21 protein-coding genes and 1 pseudogene are annotated in these 24,870 nt (G+C 41.4%); 11 read left to right on the forward strand and 11 right to left on the reverse strand.

Going from position 1 to position 24,870, the window contains the following annotated elements; genetic code table 11:
* On the reverse strand, nt 1-173 hold a 173-nt coding region (locus tag L5L77_RS15730; RefSeq protein WP_263148818.1), incomplete at its 3' end, for a transposase.
* Nucleotides 174-265: 92 nt separating this feature from the next.
* Here L5L77_RS15730 and L5L77_RS15735 point away from each other — a divergent pair.
* The 7 genes and pseudogenes from L5L77_RS15735 to L5L77_RS15760 form a co-directional block, all read left to right on the forward strand.
* Nucleotides 266-475 (forward strand): annotated as a pseudogene (locus L5L77_RS15735) (Arm DNA-binding domain-containing protein); the annotation flags it as partial.
* Between the two features lie 30 nt (nt 476-505).
* Nucleotides 506-1,474 (forward strand): site-specific integrase, encoded by a 969-nt coding sequence (locus tag L5L77_RS15740; protein ID WP_411569237.1) that lies wholly within the window; start codon nt 506-508, stop codon nt 1,472-1,474.
* A complete protein-coding gene (locus L5L77_RS15745; RefSeq protein ID WP_263223058.1) occupies nt 1,474-2,322 on the forward strand; it encodes a hypothetical protein in 849 nt (282 codons plus the stop codon). Before L5L77_RS15740 ends, L5L77_RS15745 begins: the two co-directional genes overlap by 1 nt.
* A gap of 109 nt (nt 2,323-2,431) precedes the next feature.
* Nucleotides 2,432-2,656 carry a helix-turn-helix transcriptional regulator gene (locus L5L77_RS15750; RefSeq protein ID WP_259482919.1) on the forward strand — a complete coding sequence of 75 codons (225 nt, stop codon included), beginning with the start codon at nt 2,432-2,434 and terminating at the stop codon, nt 2,654-2,656.
* Nucleotides 2,656-2,862: a helix-turn-helix transcriptional regulator gene (locus L5L77_RS22810; protein ID WP_071940406.1), complete on the forward strand. Its 207-nt coding sequence runs from the start codon at nt 2,656-2,658 to the stop codon at nt 2,860-2,862. Before L5L77_RS15750 ends, L5L77_RS22810 begins: the two co-directional genes overlap by 1 nt.
* 197 nt (nt 2,863-3,059) lie before the next feature.
* Nucleotides 3,060-3,911: an inovirus Gp2 family protein gene (locus L5L77_RS15755; protein WP_263223060.1), complete on the forward strand. Its 852-nt coding sequence runs from the start codon at nt 3,060-3,062 to the stop codon at nt 3,909-3,911.
* A gap of 211 nt (nt 3,912-4,122) precedes the next feature.
* The gene (locus tag L5L77_RS15760; RefSeq protein WP_263223062.1) at nt 4,123-4,767 is read left to right on the forward strand and encodes an HGGxSTG domain-containing protein; all 645 of its coding nucleotides are present in this window, start codon (nt 4,123-4,125) and stop codon (nt 4,765-4,767) included.
* Nucleotides 4,768-4,968: 201 nt separating this feature from the next.
* Here L5L77_RS15760 and L5L77_RS15765 read toward each other — a convergent pair whose 3' ends face one another.
* The 7 genes from L5L77_RS15765 to hsdR form a co-directional block, all read right to left on the reverse strand.
* Nucleotides 4,969-7,614 (reverse strand): P-loop NTPase fold protein, encoded by a 2,646-nt coding sequence (locus tag L5L77_RS15765; RefSeq protein ID WP_263223064.1) that lies wholly within the window; start codon nt 7,612-7,614, stop codon nt 4,969-4,971.
* A 246-nt stretch (nt 7,615-7,860) separates the two neighbouring features.
* Nucleotides 7,861-8,730 (reverse strand): TIGR02391 family protein, encoded by an 870-nt coding sequence (locus L5L77_RS15770; RefSeq protein WP_263223065.1) that lies wholly within the window; start codon nt 8,728-8,730, stop codon nt 7,861-7,863.
* A gap of 25 nt (nt 8,731-8,755) precedes the next feature.
* The gene (locus L5L77_RS15775; RefSeq protein WP_263223066.1) at nt 8,756-9,844 is read right to left on the reverse strand and encodes a hypothetical protein; all 1,089 of its coding nucleotides are present in this window, start codon (nt 9,842-9,844) and stop codon (nt 8,756-8,758) included.
* Nucleotides 9,844-11,643, reverse strand: a complete 1,800-nt coding sequence (locus tag L5L77_RS15780) for an AAA family ATPase (protein WP_263223067.1) — start codon at nt 11,641-11,643, stop codon at nt 9,844-9,846. Before L5L77_RS15780 ends, L5L77_RS15775 begins: the two co-directional genes overlap by 1 nt.
* The gene (locus L5L77_RS15785; RefSeq protein ID WP_263223069.1) at nt 11,640-12,947 is read right to left on the reverse strand and encodes a restriction endonuclease subunit S; all 1,308 of its coding nucleotides are present in this window, start codon (nt 12,945-12,947) and stop codon (nt 11,640-11,642) included. Before L5L77_RS15785 ends, L5L77_RS15780 begins: the two co-directional genes overlap by 4 nt.
* A complete protein-coding gene (locus tag L5L77_RS15790; protein WP_263223071.1) occupies nt 12,944-14,470 on the reverse strand; it encodes a type I restriction-modification system subunit M in 1,527 nt (508 codons plus the stop codon). Before L5L77_RS15790 ends, L5L77_RS15785 begins: the two co-directional genes overlap by 4 nt.
* Nucleotides 14,471-14,523: 53 nt before the next feature.
* Nucleotides 14,524-17,940: a type I restriction-modification system endonuclease gene (hsdR, locus tag L5L77_RS15795; protein WP_263223072.1), complete on the reverse strand. Its 3,417-nt coding sequence runs from the start codon at nt 17,938-17,940 to the stop codon at nt 14,524-14,526.
* Between the two features lie 296 nt (nt 17,941-18,236).
* On the opposite strand from hsdR, the gene L5L77_RS15800 reads away from it, so the two are divergent.
* The 3 genes from L5L77_RS15800 to L5L77_RS15810 all read left to right on the forward strand — a co-directional run bounded on the left by L5L77_RS15800 (nt 18,237) and on the right by L5L77_RS15810 (nt 21,008).
* On the forward strand, nt 18,237-18,395 hold the full coding sequence (locus L5L77_RS15800; protein WP_263223074.1) for a hypothetical protein: 159 nt from the start codon (nt 18,237-18,239) through the stop codon (nt 18,393-18,395).
* 75 nt (nt 18,396-18,470) lie between these two features.
* Nucleotides 18,471-20,051, forward strand: a complete 1,581-nt coding sequence (locus L5L77_RS15805; RefSeq protein WP_263223076.1) for a hypothetical protein — start codon at nt 18,471-18,473, stop codon at nt 20,049-20,051.
* 84 nt (nt 20,052-20,135) lie between these two features.
* On the forward strand, nt 20,136-21,008 hold the full coding sequence (locus L5L77_RS15810; protein WP_263223078.1) for a hypothetical protein: 873 nt from the start codon (nt 20,136-20,138) through the stop codon (nt 21,006-21,008).
* 178 nt (nt 21,009-21,186) lie between these two features.
* Here L5L77_RS15810 and fis read toward each other — a convergent pair whose 3' ends face one another.
* From fis to prmA, 3 genes are all read right to left on the reverse strand, one after another.
* Complete coding sequence (fis, locus tag L5L77_RS15815; RefSeq protein WP_006083371.1) at nt 21,187-21,492, reverse strand: DNA-binding transcriptional regulator Fis; 306 nt, start codon at nt 21,490-21,492, stop codon at nt 21,187-21,189.
* 16 nt (nt 21,493-21,508) lie between these two features.
* Nucleotides 21,509-22,477 carry a tRNA dihydrouridine synthase DusB gene (dusB, locus tag L5L77_RS15820; protein ID WP_106649201.1) on the reverse strand — a complete coding sequence of 323 codons (969 nt, stop codon included), beginning with the start codon at nt 22,475-22,477 and terminating at the stop codon, nt 21,509-21,511.
* 174 nt (nt 22,478-22,651) lie between these two features.
* Entirely contained in the window at nt 22,652-23,533 is an 882-nt protein-coding gene (prmA, locus tag L5L77_RS15825; RefSeq protein ID WP_105250427.1) for a 50S ribosomal protein L11 methyltransferase, read from the reverse strand.
* 454 nt (nt 23,534-23,987) lie between these two features.
* Here prmA and L5L77_RS15830 point away from each other — a divergent pair, with 454 nt between their 5' ends.
* The gene (locus tag L5L77_RS15830; RefSeq protein WP_263142959.1) at nt 23,988-24,710 is read left to right on the forward strand and encodes a fumarate reductase cytochrome b subunit; all 723 of its coding nucleotides are present in this window, start codon (nt 23,988-23,990) and stop codon (nt 24,708-24,710) included.
* Nucleotides 24,711-24,870 lie beyond the last annotated feature (160 nt).

Raw genomic sequence — 24,870 nt, forward strand, 5'->3', positions numbered from 1 at the left:
GGTGTGCCACCCTGGCGTTCTAGTTTTAACTGTCTCACCCATTTATCCATAGTGGATTTACCTACGTTCATCGCCTTTGCAGCTTCGATGATGCTATGGTTTTTATCGAGGACTAATTGGGCAGCTTCAAGTTTGAATTCAGCACTAAATGTTTTTCTGGTTGTCGATCTCATGTGTTCACCTAAAGTCATCTACGAGGTAATAATATCACCTCTATTTAGGTGGCCAAAATTAGTGTGCCACTACAGATAAACCTAAGTCATACAGCGATGGAGATGGGTTGAGCATTCGTGTCTCTCCGTCAAAAACATCTTCTGTCAATAATTTACAGTGGCAGTTTCGCTATAGATTAGGTGGAAGGGAATCAAATCCATTGACCCTAGTCTTAGGGAGATATCCCGATTTGACTTTGGCAGCAGCAAGAAAAGATCGAGAACAATGCAGAAAGTGGCTTGCTGAAGGAAAAGATCCTAAAAATGAACGTAATCTAGAGCGCCAAGAGAGTTTGAAACCACTAACGGTTGAAGATGCGCTTTTACTATGGATTAATAACTACGCGGAAAAGAATCGGAAAAACTCAAAAACACATCTGCAACAATTTAACAAATGGATTATTCCTAATGTTGGCCAACTTCCGCTATCTCAGATAACTAAACATAACTGGATTAACTGTTTTGAAGCCAGAGCAAAAGTATATGGCGTAGCAGCTGGATATGTTTTGAGAAACGTCCAACAGGCATTGAAGTATGCTAGAAAAAGAGGGCACGAGGTCAATAGTGACATTTTCGAAATCGATTTTGAAAGTATCGGCGCGCGTGCGCAGTCTAAGAGGTCTAGGCGCCTAGTGAGTGATACTGGTTCAAAAGAACTAGTAGATCTGTTGTGCTGGCTAGAGGACGGGAAGTTACTGCCATACTATAAAGAGTTAATAACGTGTCTAATTATATTTGGTTGCCGAACTCAAGAAATTAGATTGTCTAGAATCAGCGAATGGGACTTTGAAAGAATGATTTGGACAGTCCCTCCTGAGAACAATAAAAATCGAATCAAAGACCAGCAAAATGGTTTGAGTGGTGAGATATTGCGACCTATTCCTGAGAGGCTCAAGCCATGGCTTATGGAGTTAGTATCGAATAGTCGAAATGGCTTCATGCTTGGAGAATTAAAGACTGATACTGCAGTGAGTCAATGGGGTGGGGGGATTCATCGAAAACTTGGCCACGAGAAGCAATGGGGATTACATGACCTACGACGTACCGTAGCCACTGGAATGAATGATTTGGGAGTGGCCCCTCATATTGTTGAATTGATGCTAGGGCACACAATACAAGGTGTTGGAGGCATTTATAATCGAAGTCAAAGATTACCCGAAAAGCTCCAAGCCCTCGAGTTGTGGTTAGACAGGTTGGAACTTTTACGTTCAGACTCAAGTAATGTTGTCATGTTAAAGCAAGCCAGAACAAAAGGTTTTTAATGAAAATCCCCTTGAAAGTTAAAATGAACCGTGTTGATGATATAAAGAGAATACTGTTACCAGAAATGGTGTCAGAGATGTTGAAATTGGTCGACGACACCTTTTCTGAAGAAGAACAACATCAATTGGACCTTATCAAAGGTAGTGACGCTCCGGGGATTGGGATTATTAAGTTAGTAGGAACCAGGGCCAATGAAGTGAGGTCAAGTGGCAATGAGCTCTATGCCGAGAGGGCATCTAAACATCAACCCTCGCAACTAGGGTTAGTCATCGACAACACAAACATTTTTATGAGGCAAGCGGAGACCTTACATCATCAGTTAACTGCAGTTATAAAAGAAGGTGGTGTAGAGGCGTTAAAGCAGGTAGATATAATTATTGAGACAGTCTTTCATATTGGCTACTACGCAGGTAGCAATGATTCATTAGCCATAACTGACCGATATACCAATGCTGGTTACACTACTAAAGTCACTCAACCGCAAAGAGGTGGTCAGTCAAAAGCTAAAGCCATTGACCCTGTCAAACAATTAGTTTGCGAAATGGCTAATCATATATATCAAAATCAATCATTGTCTAATACACCTAAATTAATGTTGGGAGGAGCTATTTATAGCTTATTAAGGGGGTTCTCCCAAAAAGGAGACAACAAAAACATCCCATCATTAATTAAATTTGCCAGTAGATCTCCCGAGCACGCGACTATCAATTCATGGCTTAAAGGTATTAAGAAGCCTTACAATCTTCTGCAACCACCGAAACCGAGTCTTTCTGCAGTACAGCAGGCTTTAAATGCAGCTTACACAATGCAAAAGATTAAAAGTGCGCTAATATGCAATATTAAATAAAAACAATGTATTAGAGCCGTTAAAAAGAGGCCCTGCTCAGTAGGACCTCTTTTTTTGCCAATTATTTTCTCCCACAATCACTTCCGAACAGACTTAAACGGGAGTGAGCATGAACTTATTAAATCAACTATCTACAGACCGCATCGTTCGTGAAGCGGAACGCAAATCAATCACCTCAATTTCACGTACTACTGCATGGTCACTTGAGCGTAGAGGCCTTTTCCCTAAACGCAGGCAGCTCTATCCACAGAGTACTTCTGTTGGCTGGCTTTTATCAGAGCTAACTGAGTGGGTCGCTTCTCGTCAAACAGTTAATGGCGGTGGAAAGTGCTAATGCAGAACCCAAACGACGATCACTTAGCGCTATTTATTGATGAGTATCGGATAGTCAAAAAACCTGAAATCCAGCGACTACTCGGCATCAGTCGGTCAACTTTAGGACGAAGAATTAAATCAGGGAGGTTTCCCAAACCGTCATTGATTGAGAATGGTCGCTCATGCTGGCTGTTCAAAAATGTGCGCGAATGGCTGTTGAAGTAAGTATGTTGTCTACCTACGGGATTAAAGCAGGCTTAGCCTGCTTTTTTACCAAACGAGATGACACAGTTTGACCCACTATTCGCGCTAATCAAAACCGACTAAAAAGCCTTAAAACCCCTTAGGGCTGCAAGAAACACCATAGATCAAACACGATAAAACGGCGGATATTAAATAATATATGGTCGCCTATTATTGGGATGTCAAAAATAGAAGGCAAAGCTATGTTCTGTATCAGTAAGCATAATTCAACATTAATGGCGTATAAGAATCATGCGTACCATGTCTATAAACCTAAATCTCAAGGGCTTAAGCCACAGCTGGTGAACAAAATCATCTCAAGTTGTGAAACGATGCTAAGTCACTACAGCAAAGTGATGGTTGTCAGAATTGATCTACATCCACAGCAGTTTTCTGCTGATAATAATCAAATTTCTCAGTTCCTTGATCTGCAGGTCGAAAAGCTATCAAAGCAATACAAATGCAAAGTGCAATACCTTTGTGCAAGAGAGCGACATCATTCAGAAACGCAACACTATCATGTTGCACTCATGCTTAGCGGACACAAGATCCATTATCCACACAAGCTGTTAAATCAGCTTAAATCACAATGGGAGCGTGCTGGTGGAACGGCTTCATTAGTTGATAGCCCTTTCAACATTATGCGCCGAGGAAATAAGCCATCACTCAAGAATGCCATTTACCGCCTTAGTTACTTTGCGAAAGCATTTACAAAGGAGCTCAATATCAAAGCGCGCACGTTTCTCAGCAATAAGCTCCAGCCATCAGCAACATTTGATGACACCAAAGACATTCTCTTGGTTAACCCTTTGATCACATTTGAAATAAATCAGCGCAAGAAGAAGCTAGAAAACACTGATAGCACAGTAAAGGCTATCAATAACAGAAGGTGGGCAACATTTGCTTGGTTTAACGAGCTAAGCCATGCCCAGCAACTCAAAGAATCCATTAGCTCGAGAACATCAAGTTTACATCACATAGTGGATCAGCTTTTGAGTGGATCACAGCTTCAGCACCCTATGAACCGATAAAAGTTCATGATCCATTTACGGAAGATGATCCACCAGCAGATTTGCTTAAAACAAACTAAAACGCACAAAAACCAATAGCTCACTGCTGTCAGAGGTATTTGACGATGTTATCCCAGCGCGTATTTGTTTGAAATGCAAAACAAAGCCCATGAACCGAAGCAGATCCAACAGTTGTAGATCCACTTTTGTTGATCCAAAGAGAAAAATATTAATGAGTAGATTTAATTTAGAAACGCTTCCCCGCTGCGGAGCAAAGACCCGAAGTGGCAACCCATGCCAGCGTTATGGCAACAAAACTAATGGGCGCTGCAAATTGCATGGTGGGCGCTCTACAGGTGCAAAAACTAAGGAAGGAAAGTTGGCGGTACGAGTTAACGCATTACTTAATCCATTCATGTGGCATTTTAATAAACGGTTCAATCTTGAAATAAAACAGGCATATATAGCAAACGCCTTAAGTGCTTACCTACGTTTAATTGAGCTAACTAAACTCCAGGCTCGTGGACTAGATGAGATCACAGAGATAGTCAGTCAATACAGATTTGAATTAGAAACCACAAAATATTACATCGCTGAATTTGATGGTTCTGAGGCGCTGCTCATTATCCAGTCCGCGCTGGATCATTATTATAAGGATACGGCGGCTGAGCACCTTAAATTCCACATCTACTCAGCAGTCTTCCCAACCCCTTATTTCAATCGATTAAGCGGCTCTAATGCAGAACTAACACATGAAATGAGGGTGTTTTCTAAAACTGAACGGAAAAAGGGTTTTGGTTACGTTGGCCGTATAACTATTGACCCTATACACAAAGCACTAAAAAGGCAGCTAAAGAAATCCAAAGCTTCCAGCTAGGTATAATCTAGTCGCTCTATCTAAGAGAAGTTGGCACCCACTTTTATGGTGCCAATGTCCGACTTGATTTAAACCAACAGCTTTATTCAAATTTTATTTTCAAATAATGGCGGTAACGTTCCGTTGAGGAAATTCGCGTGAGCGACTGGCACAGATCGTTCAACTTACTCGCGTAAACCGATCGGCTATAGCACCTTATATCTACTCAAGCCTTATATAAGGCATAGTAACCTTCCTGACCCTATTGAGCGTTTTCTGTAAGGAGCTAGGATCATTGTTCTCAATTTCTTGTATGTAATGATATTGAATGACGTTATCTCTGCTAGAGCTAGTATCATTTAAATGTTTAAAAAAATTAGGTATATCAAAAGCATGCAATGGTATGTCTGTAGTGTAAAATTCATTTAAGAACAGGAAGAACATATGCTCTTTTAGCTTTTCATTGTCATCTATCAACTCTGGAAAAAGGCCTTTTAATAGCGTTACTGAATTATGCAGTCTAATCAAAGTTCTAGGGGTTCCAACATTGAAAATTCCAGTGAGAAGAGTAAAGTATTCAACTTCAGCTAAGGTGCTTTTCAGATAGGTATTTGAAACCTCACTTACCTGTTCCTCTTCAGTTTCAGCTTCATCCCAATCGACTTTAAATTCATTGAAAGATTGCGCTTTAGCCTGTTTTTTTAGATGCTCGCTACGCTTGAATGAATCTACTACTTCCTCACCAACGTCAATCGAGTCGTAAAGTCGTTTTTGAATAAACTGAGATAACTTAGAAGGTGTTGGCTCATCTAACTCAATAACTAACTGAAATAACTTACCTAAAAAATCACGGGCTATCTGCTGAGACTGCTTCTGGTCTACAAAGCTGTTCAAGCTCTTTAGAGCAACGGCATTCAATAATTGTTCACCATCAACTGCAAATACCACAATGACATTATCTAGGTTTGCCAGGAGCCTTATCGCCTCTAAAGTATTAACAATGCGCTCAGGAGAGCAACGATCTAAATCCTCGATTACGAGTATGATTTTCCTTCCAATATTCTTCGTATTGTCAGGAGTCTCATTTTTTTTCGAGGCAAATAAAGAGTTAAACTTTGTTTCAAAGTAGCGTTGAGCTGAAAAGCAGTACGAATCGATTAAAGCCCGTATATCGTCTTTAAGATACTGAGCAACACCTAAGTGCTTAGAATAGTCAGGGGAGTTACTTATAGAGTTTATTTTTTTCAAAAAAGGGCTTGCCCAGAGATTTTTAGCTATCCCAATGATGGTTAGAGCGAAACCTGATACTACTCCAGAAACAATGATTGGTGATTTATCACTTTCGGCCAAAAAGCTGTCGATTAGGCCTGTACTGATTATCCCAAGGGCAGCAATTCCAATGAGCACCCACCAAATTAAGGCATTTCTTAGAGTGTCCTTCTGCAAGAAAACCCTATATTTACCAAGCATGTAAATTCGTTTTAAAAGGCTTTTTTGGGAGTAAAGATCCGTAGCTAAGTGATGTGCTAACGCACCCGCCATAAAATCGCAATGTTCATTTTCCCAGGCATTAAAAATGCTGAAGCGATAATTAGAATTTGCTTCAAAATCCTGCTTTAACAAATTGATGATCGTACTTTTTCCTGTCCCCCATTTACCAAATAGTCCTACAGTAAACGGTTTGAACTTAGAGTCCGATTCGATTATTCCCTTCAATACATGGACCAGTGTACCTCTACCCAGTAGATCCGTTTTATTCTCTTGATCCCCTTTAGGTTCTATCCGATAAGCTCTATTGGTAACGGATAGCTGAGAGTTCTCAAGATTGACCACTAAGCCTAAGCTAGGTTCACTCCAGTTGAACCCTGCATAATCCCAAATTGTTCCGAAGGATTTTCCTTTAGATGGTCTTGCAACTATACCTACTAATCGATGTGCTTGTGCTAGAGATAAGGGTCTAAAATTTACCAAATGAAGGACGTTTGGCGGAAAGCTCCCAGCCTCTAAAAGTAAGCTAACACTAAAAGCTATGTGAGCAGATTCGTCATTTTGGAAAGTATGAATAAGTTGTATGGGATCAGGACTATCAGAAGTAATCAATGAGGAGTTAATAGCAATCCCAGCTATGTCGGACAGTAAACGATTCAAGATTTGATAATAATCGCCAGCCTCCTTAATATTTCGGCAGAGGATAACTATCTTGTCTCCATCGTTTATTTTGACTTTGCTAAGCCAATGGCTTAACTGCACCTTGATTTGGCCTAGATATATACTCGGTGACGGGATATCAAAATCTATATTACTAGGTATTAGATCCAAAGAAGGTTGAATGACATTAACGGGTATGAGGTACCCGTCATTAATGGCTTGAGAAATTGAGTATTCATATATGATATTGCTATCAGCATATTCAACCAATTCTAATGAAGGACAAGGTGTTGCAATAATTATTTTAGCTGCTTCATTGCTACTTCTTATGAGTTCGCTTGCCGTAATGGATGCTTTGTTACCAAGGTCAATTAAGTAGTAAACATCTGAATTTGAATGTTTTTCTTGATTATCCAAGAAGCTTTTATAAGTGATAACATTAACAGAAGTGCTCAAGCCTCCTAAATCATTGAAAAGCAAACTAAACTGAGTCTGCAGCTCTCGAAGCTTTACTACAAGAGTGCTTTTACGAAAATTTGTATTAGATGTGATTGTTTGAGCTACCACTCGGCTTTGTCCTGTACCGATAGCCATACTCAATAACCCAATATTGGGCCCAGATTGCAAAGCTTTAGAGAGCGCATCAACGGCCGCTTGTTGGTGATCTAGGAGTCTAGTCATTTCACGGTATTGGCCATCTGCGTTGTCTGAGCTATGCATTTCAACTTCCATTTTGGTTAATTATTAGGTGTTGGGATTATCGATTACCACTTAAACTTTTAATATCTAAAACAGTGTTTTTGTATGAAGCTTGAAAAGCTTGCGCTACTTTTATCAACGGAGCAGAATTCTGATTACCGCAATATCTTGCCATTCGTTCCTCTTTAACCTATTTCAAACCTAAAGCGTTTAACCACACAAGCTTTAAATGAGCGCAGATTTAACTTTCAGTGCTCAATGTAGGTGTTAGCTCTCTTGGCATTTGGCTTCATTTTCAAGAATAAATAATTGGTTTATTAGTAAAAACTCTCTAATCGCATCATCTAGCGTTGTTACGTTTTCTTTGTGCGCACGGCTGTTGCGGTAAGCCATGTAAACACCGGTAAAAAGGGCGGCTCGGCCTCTTGCCTCTGCTTCGGGTAACTCAGGCCAGTACAGCGGTGCATCGTTGCTAAGGAATGATTGCGAAAATAACTTAGAGCCGCTTTCACCCTCCAAACCCGTTCTTCTTCGGATTATGTCTTCTAAACGGCGATAGCAAGTCATTAGATTGGCATCTGGGTTATTAATTAAATCAATGGCTAAATCCATAATGCGGTTATCAATGAGTGAAAAAGGAATGTTTTTAACAAAGAGCGCTTTGACTAGATTGTCATCGTAAGAGCGTTGTTCTTCTCTAAGCAGGATGTAGCCGTAATAGCGTACAGGTCTTATTGGCTGTAGTGTTTCGAACATAGCCAAATCGACTATTGTCAAACATGAGCTATCGGCTCTTTGGATAAAATCTGCATCGACTGCATATTCTTTAATTTCAATATTGTGGCGAATCAGAAGCTGCAGCGCACGGGATAGCCCTCTTGGGCCTTCTCCGCCATATCCAGATGAAAAACCAGATTTAATGACTATCGGGTCACTTGATTCTGGCCACAATAACAAGCAATGCGTGCCGCACTTGGAGTTGCTATCAACGTCGGAAAGCAAAAAGACTCTAGAGATGATGTCATCACTAGCTTGAATCAACATTGTCAAAGCTGTTAAACAACGGGCTGTTATCCCTGAGCTTCCGTAGTATTCAATACCGGCGAGTTCGTCGATTTTTAGTGTTTGGTTTCCCATTAATAATTCAACTCCCTGAAGCTATTCAAACCTTTCGCCTTCCATATACTTGTTCGACAGTCTCCAAATAAGCACCAAAATCATCGTCAGATTTACTTGCTATAGTCTCGAAGCACAAAGCCTTAAAATAAGCTTCTCTCTCATGTTTCATTGAAGCACGACAACGAGAAACTTCTTCACTTAGTTTGGCTCTAGCAGTATCAGCATCCTGCACTCTATTCAGCATCGGTGCTAACAACGAAGCATTAAAACCATTGAGTCGCTTGTTGATTCGCGACAAAACTTTGAAAGTACGATTCCATGTATCGGCTTTTTGATTTTGAAAATCATCAGCATCTGCGATATCAATCCGCATCACTAGAGTTCCATTATTAGGCTCATATGAAGCAGCAAGGGACACTGGTTCGAGATCAGTGAAAGGATTAAAAGCTAAAGTTCTAACATCATCACTATGTAAGACATCTTGCTCACCTTTAGCTTTCTCATTACATTTTTGACAGCTAGGGAAAAGATTATCAAAATCTACGGCTAAAAATGGATAGTGTTTTTTCGGTAAGTAATGATCATAAGATGCTCGCCATTGCTGCTCATCTGCAGTTGTTGCCCCTTCTTCCGGTTGAATTTCCCGCTCTTCCATCATTTCTTCTGTACCACAGAAACAGCAAACTACCCCATTATCATTTTTGAACTGCTCATAATGAGAATCCATGCTGTCAACAGGATTATGGCTGGCATTTTTATAGCAAACCAGATCTAAAGTTGTAGAGTAAAGGTACCCACCCAGTGATTTGACATCGTCCCAAATACCAGTCAACGCGGCACTAGGAAAAAATACAGCTCGCCCAGCATTATTTAAATACTGCAACCACTGCATGTGATTGTTAAATAAATTATTAAACTCGATTTTTAGTGGTTGAGATAACAGATGGTAATTATCATAAACCGTTTGGAATTTCACCCTTGTTTTAGCGCTTGCTTGCAGGACTGGACTGAAAGCTTGCGGAAAGCAGTTAGGAAATGCATTCCCCGCAAACATTAATCGATAAAAGTCTTTATGCACATTATCAAGCCAGTAAAGTGCCGATTTTGGTGGCTTAACAACAGACCACAACATTAATCTGTACCTCGAATTTTTGGTGTCGTTTTTCTGAGAATTTGGTTTCTTCTGAGGTTTAATTCAAACGAATCACCAAAGGGCTTAAGCCTTTGCAAAGTCTCGTTTTCATCCATTAGCCCCTCGTCGTATGCCCTCAAACCTGCCCTAATTTCGATAAGCGGTCTTTTTGAAATGAGCACATCTAAATCAAACACCGACGTTAGCAGTGAATCAAAAGACGCTCCGTACGTTTCAACTTCTAAGGGGATTATTGAAACATTGCCGACACCATCCTTTTCAAAATGCAGTACTCTCTCCGCTTTACATGCAGATAGCACAAATGGAGAGTGAGTTGAAATCATTAATTCAAGGTTGGAGAGATTGACATACTTACTAATGATATCGATAAACTCGATACGCCATTCAGGGTTAAAATGGCTTTCAGGCTCATCAAGTATGAACAATGTTTGTTGGTGGTCAAACAGCATTAAACTACCCAAAATCTGAATCAGCTGATGTTCACCATCACTAAGCCTGTCATATAAAGTAGTGACATTAGGACTTTTGAGTTTCACTTCAACGTTCAAGATCCGCATTGGCATTAAGCCACCGGAAACACTCGGCACATTTCGCTCATATTTACTGCTTTTTAACGTACGTTTTTCATCATGGCTCCACCTTCTGGCTGTTAAGTGGTGAAGAGTGAATAAGTGCTCCAAAAATACGGTTTCATCGAGATAGAGACGTTCCATTGCTTTTGAAAATGTTTCCCCCACCTTAAAGTGTAACTTCGGAGAGTAGTTAATTTCCTCATCAACACGAGGGTTAGAGATTCCTTGTGATTCACAACTTAACTCAGTAAGCCTTCTGACAATATTACCTATTGTTTCAAACTCTTTATATTCAGTAAGTCGTAAATCAATATCAAAACTACAAATATCATCAATGTTTACATTTTCAGATAAAAACTGTCTAAATGTCTCTGATTTAGCTTTATTTACACCGCGGCACGACATCAAATAAATAAAAAACACATTGCTTAACGAATGGTCAGTATATAAACCTATAGGGAGATTTGATTCATTAGCTTGAAGTGGCTCTTCAGGGAATCTAAAGTATGAATCGAGATCATCTTGATAAGCTCGCGGGACAGAAAATAAACTTTCATTTTGCTTATAAGTATTATTTACATATTTTGATAATACTTGCCACACATCATCATTTTCAGCATCCTGCTCCTCCATCACTTTGTCATACCGAGGTTTGTATTCACGATAAAAAACACCTTGTTTTCGAATTACATCAAAATACTGTAGTTCTGTTTTAGCAAAAACAGAGCTAAGCCCTTGGTTATGGCCAGATGAGTATGCGACTACATTTGCAGGTAAGAAATGACGGTGTTCTAGCTCAACTAAATTTAAACCTACCATCGCTTCACAACGATTTTCTTGCCTATTCCCAAACGATAAAAAGTCTATGTATTCGCTATTATCATAACAATACAGTTTCAGTTTAGAGGCGTTGGATGCGAGCTTGACGAAGACAGTCCGCCCTTCAAACATGATCTGATAATCTAAGATAAAATCGTAATCTAGATCTTTTTTGCATTTATATTGGGGATTAAAATATCTATCTGCATAGCCGAATATATCCGCAATTAATTCGATGAAATTAGACTTACCAGAACCATTTAAACCCACTAAACATAGCGGCGAGTCACTGCCTTCACTTTCTTTAAAGTGATAAATAAATGGCGATTCTAAAGTGCCTTTTATCGACTTATAATGACCAACCAGTTGTATCCTGCTTAGTCTCATTTTTTCTTGCCTTTGGGTTTAGGATGCTCTGCTTTTATGTTTTTTAATAATTTATCAGCAGATTCATCATTGGGATCTTGAGAAACAAGCTCTCCGCGGAAGGCTTTAGCTAGAATGGATTGCGTCAAACGGTCTAAACGAGCTTTAGCATCGAGGTATTGCTTTTCAATTTTGTTAGCACGAGAAAGAAGCTGTTCTATACGCGAGGATATTTCCGACTGTTCTACTATGCTTGGCAAATGAATCGGCAACTTTTCAAAAACGCCCTTTCCTAAAGTCGGAACACCTGTATTTGAATTCATTTCTTTTACAAGCCATTCTAGTGAACGCTCATCTTTCAAGTACCATAACAAATAGTCAGATTGCACTTTATCAGATGCACGTATAATAAAAACTGTATGGCTGAAAACGAACTCCATATTTGTGGGGGCGAACCGAGCTAAACCAAGCCGTCCCTTTCTAGCAAAAATAATATCGTTCTCAAAAAATCCCGTTTTCTCTTTCCTCTCCTCATAAAAATCACGGTTAACTAATTTAGCTTTATCTGTCGTCCACCCTGACTCACCTACAAATTGCTGAGTCGACAAAATCGGCACACCTGAGGTATCCGATTTAGGGTAACGATGTGAAGGATTTGGGTCGAGAGCAGTCGCGACTTTTGAAAGCGTAGTGTTAGCCCAATCATCTATTCTTAATCCTTCTTCCTCACGCCATTCTCTAGTTAACTCACCAGACGTAGCGGCGGCGAGGACGGATTGGCGGAAGCGCTTTAGGATATGGGGGATTTTTTCAAGGCGTGCTTGGGCTTGGTCGACTTTGGCTAAAATCGAATCGAGTTTGTCAGCGATGCGAATTTGTTCGTTTAGTGGGGCGAGCCAAAAATCAAAATTTGAAAGATCCGTTTTATTAAATCCATTCTGAGCAGAACGAGACAACATCGCTAAGGGGTTTTGAAATAATTCGGATTTCAAATAATATTTTAAGAATTTACTATCTATTCCTTTTGGAGTTACAACTTTCGCCAAAGCAACATTGAATGCACCTTCCATCCCAGTACAAATACGGCCTATAGATGCACCATATCGTCCAATTAAAATATCTTCTTGTGTACATTTTCTCAATTTATGAGTATCTGGAATATATGTAGGTACTGGTTTGCTCCCAAAATCTCTTATTTGTAATAATCTTATGTATCCTTCTTTAGGCTCAGCGATGAACTCACTCTTAGGTGGCTGAGTTCCGCCACTCACATCTAATACCTTTGTGAACTTAGTACTTGCCCAGCCTTTAGGTAACTCACTCACAGCATCACCTCATCTGATTCATCTGATTCATCTGATTCATCAGCAGAACCAAGCTCAACCAAAATGGCTTGTAATTCATGCATGGCACCAGCCATATCTTCTAAGGCTTGATGAATCAATACGTCGGGCTCTGGCAGGTTAGCACTATCCTCAGTGCTGTCGTCACGGATCCAGGCTAAATCGAGTGAATCGTCTTTTTTGGCGACTTCCTCACGGCTAAAACAACGTAAGCGGCAAGTATCAACGTTACCAATTTCACTGCCATGTTTATGGTTTTTAATAAAGGCATGCCGTGCTGCGTCATCGACTTGAGTCAGGTCGCTACCCACGGCTTGATAGAACTCATCAAAATGGGCTTTGGTTAATACCGTACGTTTACCAAATTGCGGCATGTTCGAGCGTAAGTCATACACCCAGACATTCTTGGTTTGGCCTTTGTCTTGTTTCGGGTCCTTTGATTTTGAGAAAAATAGCACATTGGTTTTCACCCCAGCGGCATAAAAGATACCGGTTGGCAGGCGCAAAATGGTGTGCAAGTTACACTTTTCCATTAGATCCCGGCGAATAGTTTGGCCGGTAGAGCCTTCAAACAACACGTTATCTGGCAATACTACGGCAGCACGACCACCGGGCTTTAACATGCGCAGGTACATTAAGTGTAAAAACGCCAACTGCTTGTTACTGGTGTAGATAACTAAGTCGTCGCGGGTGGGTATGCCACCGCCTTGCTTGGTACCAAATGGTGGGTTGGCCAGGATCAGGCTGGCAGGCGGTAAATCTTTGCCTTCGTTAGATAAGGTATCGCCAAACAGGATGCCGGAGTTTTCGTCGTCTACTGCTAAGTCGTGCAGCATTAGGTTCATCATGGCTAGGCGGCGAGTATCTGGCACTAACTCCATGCCGAAAAAGGTTTCATGCTGATATTTGTCGTAGGCAACAGGCTCTAAAGCATGTACGTCGTGATGCGCTGTAATGTAGTGATGTGCACTAATTAAGAAACCGCCGGTGCCAGCAGTGGGGTCGACAATGACGTCATCAAGGTTTGGCTTCATTAAGTCGACCATAGCGTTAATGAGCACGCGGGGGGTAAAGTATTGGCCAGCTCCTGATTTTTTCTCGCCAGCGTTGATCTCTAGTAACCCTTCATACATATCGCCCAAACCTTCAGTTTTGGCGTTGTACCAGTCTAGCTTATCAATTTCACTCACTAACTTGCTTAACGTGGCAGGTTTACGGATCACTGTGCTAGCGTTGGCATAAATAGCGTTGGTGATTTGTGAACCATGTGTACCTAAATGAATAAGCAATTTTTTATATTCTTCAAGGCGTGTGGCCGAATCGTACTTTTCTAAATCAGTCCAACGGTAACCTTTGGGAATATTATCTTCTCTGCCTGTCTCATCCACCATTTTAAGAAAGACTAAATAGGTCAATTCATTGATATATTCGTGATAGGTTACGCCGTCATCTCGGAGTAAGTTACATAGGTTCCAAAGTTTGGCGACCAGATCTTGAGTGCTCATGTTATTACCTAATTTTGCGCGTTTTATAGAATGAATGGCTAATGCAAATATCGCTACGCAGACTTACTCATATCAGCCCCCCAAAGGGCCTTATTAAACATGAGTAGCACATTGGATATGGGCTGTTCAAATAATTTATTGGCTCGTTTCGTGCCACCTTGATGCAAAAAGATGCCTTGGTCTAACGCTGCATCATCGACTATGGTTGTCGCTTTCATTTGCTTGGCTATGGTATTGAGCCATTGAATTTGCGGTGTTTTCCATTGTTGACTCGTCAGTATTTTGGCCAAAGCGTTGTCGACGCGTTGCTCAAATGGTATTAATGCCTCGCCAATGGCTGCCTGGCGAATGAAACCAATGATGCGTGCTGCTATATCTTCCTTTTTAACTTCGTGCCATGCAACTTGCAGATCTTGTTCTCTAAACTTATTTTGTTCAAGCACTAAAGCCAGTTCTTTTAAGCTTTGACGAGTTAATTCCCATGGCGCTTGTACAACTGTCTGAATTGCGAGCAAGCGGTTACTGTTAGCATTCACAAAGTCATTAAAAGAACGTAAATAGTCTTCAGGTTTTTGTCCCTCACCGTAACCCGTCGTGATATGAGTCACTTCATCGCCATGGTCTGAAATGTAAAGCGGGTTACCTCCACTGCCACCTTTGATTTTTTCATCAAGCAGTTCGCCTAAACCAGGGTGATTGGTAAACCACTCAGCCACTTTCTCGACTGACATGGCTTTCAGGTCTTTAAGGAATTGTGCTGGTGATTGACCGGTAAGCGTTTCAAACTTATCTTGTTGTTCTGGTGAAAGGTGACGTCGCTTTACTTGTAACTTAGCGATAAACTGATTTTTAGCCAGAGTTTGTAAGTCTTCATTTGTAGCATCAGCCATTTCACGCTCTAAATCAGTAAAGCTAATATCCACATTAGTGACTATGGGCTTCATGGTGTTTACGTTTTCTAGCTGCTTATAAATATCGACAGCATCAAAAATACGAAATGGTCCTTTACCTATCTCTGAACACAATCGAGTAGCTCGCCCAAGCATTTGCTCGAATAAAATCCGACTGTTCACCCTTCGTAAAAATACGAGATTACAAATTTTGGGTACATCGATACCCGTGGTGAGTAAATCCACCGTGACCGCGACATTTGGCAGACGATCATTTTTGTATAAACGAATTTTTTCTAGGGGTTTATCAGTCTTTCCCGTTATTTTTTGAATGGCATCGTCTTCAACTTCACCATGATAGTCTTCACACGCTTGCTTAAGCGCCTCAACAACTTCATCTGCATGCGTGTCTGTTACACAAAAAATGAGTGTTTTGGCTTCTGAGTAGGGATTAATAGAATCACTTTCTATCAACCATTTAGTGACTACTTTAGTAAAATTAGGTGCAATGACTTTTTTGTTAAATTCAGAGACATCAAAGTCTAGCTCATCAGGGGTGTTATAAATTTTGACGTTATTATTTGCAACATCATAAACCTTTACCTCTTCGTTCACGTCGTAATGTATACCTTGCTCGGCAAGCTTGGTATGAATTCGGACTGGTGGTAAATGATCATTCAAGTGTCCATCGAGTACCGCTTCGGTATAGCTATAACTGAATACGGGCTCGCCAAATATATCAACTGTGTGAAGTGCTGGCGTTGCCGTTAGACCTATCTTAAAGGCATCAAAGTAATCTATGACCGAACGGTACTTTGATTGATAATCTTTCTGGTCGCGAAATAGGATTTCAGTATCGCTGAGCTCACGATCTAGCAAGTAGCCACGATGGCACTCATCAACAACAATACAATCGTACTGTCCAACGCCCGGTTTAGTATCCTTATCGCTAGGATATAAAATACGTTGCACTAAACCTTGAACGGTTGCCACATGGACCTTTGTGCTGTCGTCCGGCTTTTTATCATCAAGTTCCATTAATTCAAATGTATCTGCAAAAGTTTGCAGGTGTTCCATTCGAACTTCTTTAAAATCGTTTGTTGCCTGCTCACCTAAAGCTGAACGGTCAACGAGAAAGAGTATTCGCCTAAATCGTTCAGCTTTAAGTAAACGATAAACTAATGCAATACAGGTTTTTGTTTTACCAGTCCCCGTTGCCATGGCAACTAAAGCACGATCTTTGCCATCTTTGATCGTTTGCTCTACCGCCTTAATTGCATCGACTTGATAGTCTCTAAGTTTAAGGTCGTAATCAAAAGCCATAGCATCGAGCTTGTGTTCTGCTTGCTCAGGCGTCTGCTTTAAAATCATCTTGATTTCAGCTGGTGAGTACCATCCTTTAAGTGCTTTGCGCCGATTAGCATTATCCCTGACGTCTAAGAACCAGATACCACTCTCTTGTTCAAGCTGCTTAAGATACGGACGACCGTTGGTGGCAAAAGTTAGCGGGACTTTAAATTCGCCCCATTTCAATTCTATTGTGAAGGCATTTTTAGCCTCAAGTCCTCTGGCGTAACGCTTTGCTTGATCGATGGAGCCATAGACATTTTTTGCAGACTTTTTAGCTTCGACTACGGCTACAGGGATTAACCCCATGAATAACACATAATCAGCGGGACCTGATTCAGTCGGCCATTCAGCAATAGCTCGGTTTTCATTCGCGACTGGTCGCACATTTTTAGAGTATCTGAAATTAACTGTATCCGCTTTCCATCCAGCATCATTTAGCTGTTTATCAATAATGATCCTGGTTTCTGCCTCATCCATATGAAAAGGTAATTTCTCAACTCGTTTAATTTCATTAGCTTGGGCTTTTTGGTCTTTAGCTTGAAAGCTTAAAACTAGTTCAAGGTTAGCCGCTTCCATCTTAGCTTTGTATTCATTGAGTTTTGATTCTTGCTCAATGGCGACGTCTTCCCATATTTTGCTTTCAGCAAGCATCTGTTCGGAGCGTTTACGTTCTGCCTCTGCTTTTTCTGCTTCGAGTTGCTTTAAAGACTCGGCAATTATAAGTCGCTCTGATGTCCGTTGTTGCTGACGTTCAAGCTCGACCATCTTTTCTTCGAGCATACGCACTTCATCAGATGGGTCTGTGGGCTTGATATAGGGGCCAGGTTTAAAACCTTTTGCTTTTTCACCGCCATATAGTTGGTGATACCAAACACTTAAGGCATAGCCTATCTGCAAAGATTGCAAAGCATCACGATGACTATTCGACGTGATATCGTGATTAGCGGCATTGCCGAGTTTTCTTATAGTATGAAAGGCATCTTTGATACGCTGTTCGAGCTTCAGTGAGTAATCAAGGTTGCGAAGTAAATCGACTTGATTGACTCCCAGGCCACTTGCAACACCAACACGAGCTGCTATGTTTTTTGCTAGCTCCTCACCTAGTTGGCGCATCTTTAGAAGTGTGGTGTTGGGATCGGGGGTAAAACACCATTCTGCTGTTTGTGCAAGACGCAGTAGCAGTTCATCGTGATGTTTAAGGAAATCGAAGTTACTAATATTGCTTCCCATCAATAGCGCCTTCTACAGATTACTTACATGAACCGTCCATTTGTACAAGATAACAATGTTTGGGATCGTAGGCTATAAAATCCAATTCTGTTATGGAGTTATGTTTTGAAATTGAGATGTACAGATAAACTCTGATGTCGATAATGTGGGATTTATTCGTTAATAAAATTAATGTCGCCAAAATGCAGGAAGCCTTTATGAGGTTCATTTTATAAAGTTAGTTTCGAAGGTTGTTCGGTAGTAAAAATCAAAACACTGGCAACTTTTACTCATCTATCGAAACTAAGGAAATGATCATGACAAAGAGCAACAGTGGTTTAAATGGTAAAGCTGGTGGTAAAAGCAGTAACGGACGAGGTCCATCAAGCCATCCAGGACCTGGCGGTAACTGGCCTAGTACTACACCTGGAGCATCAGGCGGCGGAAGAGGTAATGCAGTGCCCAAAGGCAAGTAATTAGTTAGCCACTATTAAGGCAGTATCTAGATGATACTGCCTTACCTATTACATCGTCATAAACATGGACAAATGATGAAACCACAGTATCCAACCCTTGGTGATATAGCAAAAGCCTTATTTGAACACACCGGAATATTGCCACAAAAGTATGACTGTTCAAGTATTATGAGCGACGAAACGATGAAAAAGTCGATTCAAACTCAGCTAAGACGGCTAGCTAAGGAAGATGGAGAATTAACGGCTAATTTTATGGCGTTAGTTGAGCTTCTTGCTTTTTCTATCTTAGAGGCAACTGGTAGCTTGAAGGTAATGTATGCATTTACTAATACGATAGACGATACACTTTTTCAATATAAGGACTTCTTGAGAGGAGACAGTACTTTCCTATCGAAGTCTGACTCGATTCAGTGGTTGCTGAAAAATAGATTGGTTGATCGGATGATTCTTTCGTATCAAAAAAATATTTTAAAACATAACGTTGCTACAGAATTGAATATTTCGCCTTCTGATAAGTATTGGTGGCTACCTGATGTGCAAGGTAAATCCATAACTTGGCCAATATCAACAGTATTTAATTGGATGTATGACGTCACCAAGACCAATCAAACTCGCTTTCATTTTCCCGATTATGGCTTCACTGACAATTATCGATTGTCACAAAACCTTGAAAATGCATCACGATGGTCAACAGCTAAAAATCTTCCTAGCTGGGCTAACTTGCTTCAGAATCTTAGCGATTCACTGTCTGCGATGGAACAAACGAAATCGATTGCTCATAAAAGAAGTATTGATACCAAAACTAGAAACTGCTTTAGAATTATCTTATTTTTAGCAAGATTTTCAACCTCAATATTTGTCGAGCTTGAAAAGCAGTATGGAGTTGAGTTTGTTTCTGATTTAGTTAATAAATTGAAAAAGCAAGACTACAGACTAAACAGGATCCACAGTAATTTTAAGAATATCGTTAAGGAGGAATTAAGCTTACATGATGTTATTGACCCAATGTCAATTGATCGTAGGTGGTTTGATGAAACTCAAGCATTTTGGGAACTAAAAGCTTTAGAGATTGAACATAACACCAGCTATATTTGCTCAACACTTACAGTAGAAAGTTCAAATACTTTCAGTTTTAATGATCTCAAGTCTTGCCTAACATACCTAGACGCATTTGCCTTATCGCCTTTGATAGCTCAAGCCAAAAGCGATGTAAGATCCCTAGCGCCACAGATGTATTTTGAACTTTTATCTAAGGGGTTGGCTCTCCGTAAAAACTCTGAGTTGTCTAAAGATCTGATTTCACAATTTATTAATGAAATCAAAGTAGCAGGACTAGACGGTAGTTTTTTATGGCTAACTAATTGGATGTGGGGTACTTATCATTATCGTCGAGCAGAGGACAACTTAGCATTTCCTTTTTATCTAGATGCTTTTGAAAATGGAAAGTACTCAGCTGGACATAATCAGTACTTGTTGGTTAATCAGTTTGTTGAATGCTGTGCGAAAAACAATAAATGGCGAGACTTTAAAAGGGGAATTGGTTGGGCAGACTATCTAGGAATAAAAGTGCGTTGGTATAGAGGTTTCGATAAATCAGAAAACCCTATTAAAAGTGCATTTGAAATGCTTAAAATTGGACGCTATGCAGTACTTTGACTGGTAATTAAATATAGTAAAGAATGTAGATAGGCTACATAGCAAGGGCCTTTGCATGGTTAGCTTTACTAATAAGGGTTTTAGATGGATCTCGACTGCATTCCCACGATTGAATCACTGCTGGAGCAAAACGCCATCTGCTTTACTGGGCGTCCAGATTTAATTGACCGTTATCTGGTTTTAATGGATTTAATAATACCAATAGAAACAATGGCACTGCTTGATGAGATAGGCAGCCCTTTCAAATCTTTTGAGTGGAATTCGTATCACATTTACGGCTCTGAAACTAAGAACAGCAACCCCCCTACACTCGATTGCGATGACCTTTCTCTAAATGAGTCGATTACGTTACCTAATAGACCACTTTATACCGTTCATCTTGATGCGGATTTCACCGTAACAGCACATGTCCGGTGTAATAATGGTTATTTTGATAAGCTAATCCACAAAAAAATTGGCGTGAACACTAAAAGGTTAACGCACAGTCTAAAAGCGGTAACGCGGGCAATAGACCAGTCACCAGCATTCTTTATCTGCACTAAGTGCAATAAATTAATTGATGCCAATTTTAAGTCTCAAGATGGAACGGCCACATGTGCCTACAGCGTTTGCGGCAGGTTTGTGGAACAACACTTTGATATTCTATCCGATAAAGTCACAAGCTCCTTATATAATAAAGATATAAGTGTCGATATATTTGACGATTACATAGCTATCTCCATTGGTTTAATCACTTGGCCGCATCCGCATGAACCGAGCTTTGAATGGGTTATTCAACGGAAAATGGCTCTTAGTTCTACACCGCGACAGGTTAAGTCTGCAGCAAAAGCTATCCACGATAGTAAGATTGCCCGTGGAAAGTGCAAGCACTGTAATGAGTCTATGAATGCAGGGCATATGTTCGATGATGATACCTGCCAAAGTTGTGCGACGGGCGTGTATGGAGTTGTTTATTGATTTTGGTGTCTAGATGGAGTCAAGTGCCTGGTATTGGGGAGGATCACCAGTTAACGTGAGATGAATGACAAACCAAGCATGATTTTGACTGTGTGTAACTATGTGTGTATTAAATAGCAAAAAAGCCTGAATTTCTTCAGGCTTTTTCTTTTTAATACAACAGTTTAATCCTTTCGGATTAGTTCATGCCGTATTTTTTCAATTTTTTACGCAGAGTACCACGGTTGATACCTAGCATGTTTGCTGCGCGGGTTTGGTTGCCACGAGTGTGTTGCATGATGATGTCAAGCAGAGGCGCTTCAACTTCGCTTAGCACCATTTCATAAACTTCTTGTGCTTCCTGACCGTCCAACTGTGCGAAGAAGTTAGTTACGGCACGCTTGACGGCGTCACGTAATAACTGGGGCTTGATAGTGCCGTTTGCGGTTTCGATTTTGCCAACGGTAAGCTGGTGAACTTCTGTGTTAGTTGTCTGATCAAACATTCTATTCTGCTCTTTATTAATTCTGTACTAATTCATCAAAATAACATTCCACGAGGGAATACTGTTCTGCAGCGGTTTCCAGCCGATTAAAGTCAGCCCTAAATTGGCGCTGAGCTTCTTGGTCTAGGTACCATCCCATATGTTTTCTGGCGAAGCGGATACCCTTGTATTCACCATATAAGTCATACAGTTTGGTGAGGTGTTCCAGCATCACTTGACGCTGTTCGGCAACCTCAATGGGCGCTAGCTTATTACCCGTTTCCAAGTAGTGCTGGATTTCTCTGAAAATCCAAGGCCGTCCTTGAGCACCCCGTCCTATCATCAAGGCATCGGCACCGGTGTATTCCAGCACAAAGCGGGCTTTCTCCGGACTGTCGATGTCCCCATTGGCGACAACAGGAATCGAGACATTCTGTTTAATTGCTTTGATAGTGTCGTACTCAGCGTCGCCTCTGTACATACATTGTCTCGTGCGGCCGTGAACGGCGAGCGAGGCTATGCCACAATCCTCTGCAATCTGGGCGATTTGAACACCATTCTTGTGCTCTGGCTCCCAGCCGGTGCGAATCTTTAACGTGACAGGCACGTTCACTGCGGCGACCACGGCTTGTAAAATCTCTTTTACCAGCGGTGGATTTTGCATTAGCGCCGAGCCTGCCAGCTTTTTATTCACTTTTTTCGCCGGGCAACCCATGTTGATATCAATGATGTGAGCACCTTGTTCGACATTGAACAAGGCGGCTTGCGCCATTAAATCAGGATCAGCCCCTGCAATTTGCACTGAGCGGATGCCTTCCTCGCCAGAATGCGTCATGCGCTGGCGGCTTTTATCTGTATCCCAAACCTCGGGATTGGATGAAAGCATCTCGGAAACCGCTAAGGCTGCGCCATAACGAAGACAAAGATTGCGGAAGGCTTGATCGGTGACACCTGCCATTGGTGCCACGATCAGCTGATTGTTCAGTTGATAGGGTCCAATCTGCATTTTATGTTTCACCTTAGCTCTTCAAAGGGGCGCTATAGTAGCCCTTTTTGTTGGCCGTGAAAAGGTCAATAAATGACCTAGAGGTAATTTTTTTTCTTGACTTTTAATTGACGAGAAGTCAGAGGCTAAATTGTTGGAAGCCAGCGGTGGCGCATGTTGCGCCACCCTTTAGCGCTATTTACGCTTACCTGTCAAGCGGCTCCAATCTTCTTTGTGAGCCGCTGCGTCCATATCGAACCATTGGCTATAAAAGTCAGAGATTTCTTGGGCTTGTTCTTTGAGGAGGCCGGAAAGGGCAAGTTTGCCACCGGTTTTTACGCGTTCTGCGATCAAAGGCGCTAATTCACGCAGAGGGCCTGCAAGAATGTTAGCGACCAGTACGTCGGCTTTGAGATCGGCGGGTTGGTCTTCTGGTAAGTACAACGCCAGCTTGTCAGCGACATCATTGCGCTCGGCGTTGGCACGGGAAGCGTCGATGGCTTGATAGTCGATATCGATACCTGTGACTTTTTTCGCGCCCAGTTTCAGTGCGGCTACGGCTAAGATGCCTGAACCACAGCCAAAATCGATCACTTCTTCATCGCTTAAATCTAAGCTGTCTAGCCACTCTAAACACAGTGCTGTCGTGGGATGAGTGCCAGTACCGAAGGCAAGACCCGGATCTAAGATCACATTAACCGCGGTTGGATCAGGGATTTCGCGCCAGCTTGGGCAGATCCATAAACGTGTGCCGAATTGGATGGGGTGGAAGTTATCCATCCATTCGCGTACCCAGTCTTTATCTTCAATTTGTTCGACTTTATGGCTGAAGTTCTCACCGAGGAAAGGCAAGGTTTTCAGCATGGCGATGGTTGGTGTCAGATCGGTTTCTGCATCGAATAAGGCCACTACCACGGTATCGCGCCACAGTGGGGTTTCGCCCAATTTAGGTTCAAAAATAGGGGTATCTTTACCGTCTTCGAAGGTGATAGAGACTGAACCTTCTTCCATGAGCAAGTCGCTGATGGTTTCAGCATCATCGCTATTGGTGTTTATACGGAGTTGGATCCAAGGCATGGGGGCATCCTGTGACTGAGTGTTCATAAACTAAGGGTTCAAAATATCGCGGTATTGTATACCCAAACTATCCCAAAATGCAGGATGTAGCGGGAATTTAAAGCACTTTAGGTAAGGTCGTTTGGTTATCACTAGGGTTTAGGTTCGACGACTGGCTATCCTGGTACTGCGCTTTTGTCTATACAGACAAGGGGTTAGCTGGCGGGTATGGATTAGTGTTAAAAAACGAATTGTCAGTTTTATTATTTGATATAACACTATGAAATATATTGGTTAATTGGTTTTACCTTTGTTTGGTTTTGATACGTTTTTTGTGATCATCTTCTAAGAGTTTAACTCCGTCAGGTGAGTTGGCTCACGCTTTAAATCTGTGACACTGAAGCCTGATTTGAGTTGCTGCTATGGTGTAGTTTGCCAAGAGGTGCCAACGATAAACGACATAGGTTAATTCAAGATGACAAGCATAACTCGAGTTCACAATAGGGTGAGTACACCGCTAGGTCATCCTTGGTCGGCTAAGGCTGATAGGCTGCAGAGTGCGACAGGGATTATGCTTGGCAGCTTTTTACTATTACACATGCATTTTGAATCGAGTATTTTGCTGGGTAAAGAGGCTTTTTATCGGGTCGTTCAGTTGCTTGAAGGTGGAATGTTTAGCAGCACAGGACATGGTTTTCCTATAGTCACTAAAGTGTTTTCAGTGCTTATGCTATTGGTGGTGATAGTACATGCCGCGGTGGCGCTACGGCGTTTTCCGGCGCAGCTAGGGCAATGGCGAGCCCTGCGTTCGCACATGGGGAATATCAAGCATAAGGATACCCATGCGTGGTTTTGGCAACTGATCACCGGCTTTATCTTATTTTTCCTCGTTCCTGTTCACCTCTTCACTATGATTTTGAATCCCGAAATTGGCCCGCATTTATCAGCTGAGCGGGTTTATCACGATAATGCTTGGTTGCTGTATGCGCTGTTACTTCCCGCTGTAGTGGTACACGCCATGATTGGTCTCTATCGCGTGGCGGTAAAGTGGGGCATAACCACTCAGCGCTCAGGCCTGCGAAAACTCGCTAAGGTGCTGATTATTTATTTGCTATGCCTTGGTACTGCGAGCCTTGTTTCATATCTATTTATCGGTAGCGAGCTCGATATTCCTGTGCAGCCCTTCGTACCTGAGTAGGCTTTAAGCTAGCAGCAGGATTTTGTTTCACTGCTATTATTAAGCATTAGGTTAATTATTCAGCACTCAATTGATCTGGCTCACGTTTTCGTGTGGATGTGTGAGCGATATTAGTTTGCGATAAGACTTAATGAGATTGGCTCGATAAGGTCAACGGCGT

It is taken from the genome of Shewanella sp. SM29 (assembly GCF_025654245.1).
Lineage (GTDB): Bacteria > Pseudomonadota > Gammaproteobacteria > Enterobacterales > Shewanellaceae > Shewanella > Shewanella oncorhynchi.

What these genes read in the sequence shown, in the direction of transcription:
- L5L77_RS15810 (WP_263223078.1), top strand. Translation starts at nt 20,136, where the DNA reads ATGGATCTCGACTGCATTCCCACGATTGAATCACTGCTGGAGCAAAAC.
- L5L77_RS15780 (WP_263223067.1), bottom strand. Translation starts at nt 11,643, where the DNA reads ATGAGACTAAGCAGGATACAACTGGTTGGTCATTATAAGTCGATAAAA.
- L5L77_RS15830 (WP_263142959.1), top strand. Translation starts at nt 23,988, where the DNA reads ATGACAAGCATAACTCGAGTTCACAATAGGGTGAGTACACCGCTAGGT.
- L5L77_RS15765 (WP_263223064.1), bottom strand. Translation starts at nt 7,614, where the DNA reads ATGCATAGCTCAGACAACGCAGATGGCCAATACCGTGAAATGACTAGA.
- L5L77_RS15775 (WP_263223066.1), bottom strand. Translation starts at nt 9,844, where the DNA reads ATGTTGTGGTCTGTTGTTAAGCCACCAAAATCGGCACTTTACTGGCTT.
- L5L77_RS15805 (WP_263223076.1), top strand. Translation starts at nt 18,471, where the DNA reads ATGAAACCACAGTATCCAACCCTTGGTGATATAGCAAAAGCCTTATTT.
- hsdR (WP_263223072.1), bottom strand. Translation starts at nt 17,940, where the DNA reads ATGGGAAGCAATATTAGTAACTTCGATTTCCTTAAACATCACGATGAA.
- fis (WP_006083371.1), bottom strand. Translation starts at nt 21,492, where the DNA reads ATGTTTGATCAGACAACTAACACAGAAGTTCACCAGCTTACCGTTGGC.
- L5L77_RS15800 (WP_263223074.1), top strand. Translation starts at nt 18,237, where the DNA reads ATGACAAAGAGCAACAGTGGTTTAAATGGTAAAGCTGGTGGTAAAAGC.
- L5L77_RS15745 (WP_263223058.1), top strand. Translation starts at nt 1,474, where the DNA reads ATGAAAATCCCCTTGAAAGTTAAAATGAACCGTGTTGATGATATAAAG.
- prmA (WP_105250427.1), bottom strand. Translation starts at nt 23,533, where the DNA reads ATGCCTTGGATCCAACTCCGTATAAACACCAATAGCGATGATGCTGAA.
- dusB (WP_106649201.1), bottom strand. Translation starts at nt 22,477, where the DNA reads ATGCAGATTGGACCCTATCAACTGAACAATCAGCTGATCGTGGCACCA.
- L5L77_RS15755 (WP_263223060.1), top strand. Translation starts at nt 3,060, where the DNA reads ATGTCAAAAATAGAAGGCAAAGCTATGTTCTGTATCAGTAAGCATAAT.
- L5L77_RS22810 (WP_071940406.1), top strand. Translation starts at nt 2,656, where the DNA reads ATGCAGAACCCAAACGACGATCACTTAGCGCTATTTATTGATGAGTAT.
- L5L77_RS15750 (WP_259482919.1), top strand. Translation starts at nt 2,432, where the DNA reads ATGAACTTATTAAATCAACTATCTACAGACCGCATCGTTCGTGAAGCG.
- L5L77_RS15760 (WP_263223062.1), top strand. Translation starts at nt 4,123, where the DNA reads ATGAGTAGATTTAATTTAGAAACGCTTCCCCGCTGCGGAGCAAAGACC.
- L5L77_RS15770 (WP_263223065.1), bottom strand. Translation starts at nt 8,730, where the DNA reads ATGGGAAACCAAACACTAAAAATCGACGAACTCGCCGGTATTGAATAC.
- L5L77_RS15790 (WP_263223071.1), bottom strand. Translation starts at nt 14,470, where the DNA reads ATGAGCACTCAAGATCTGGTCGCCAAACTTTGGAACCTATGTAACTTA.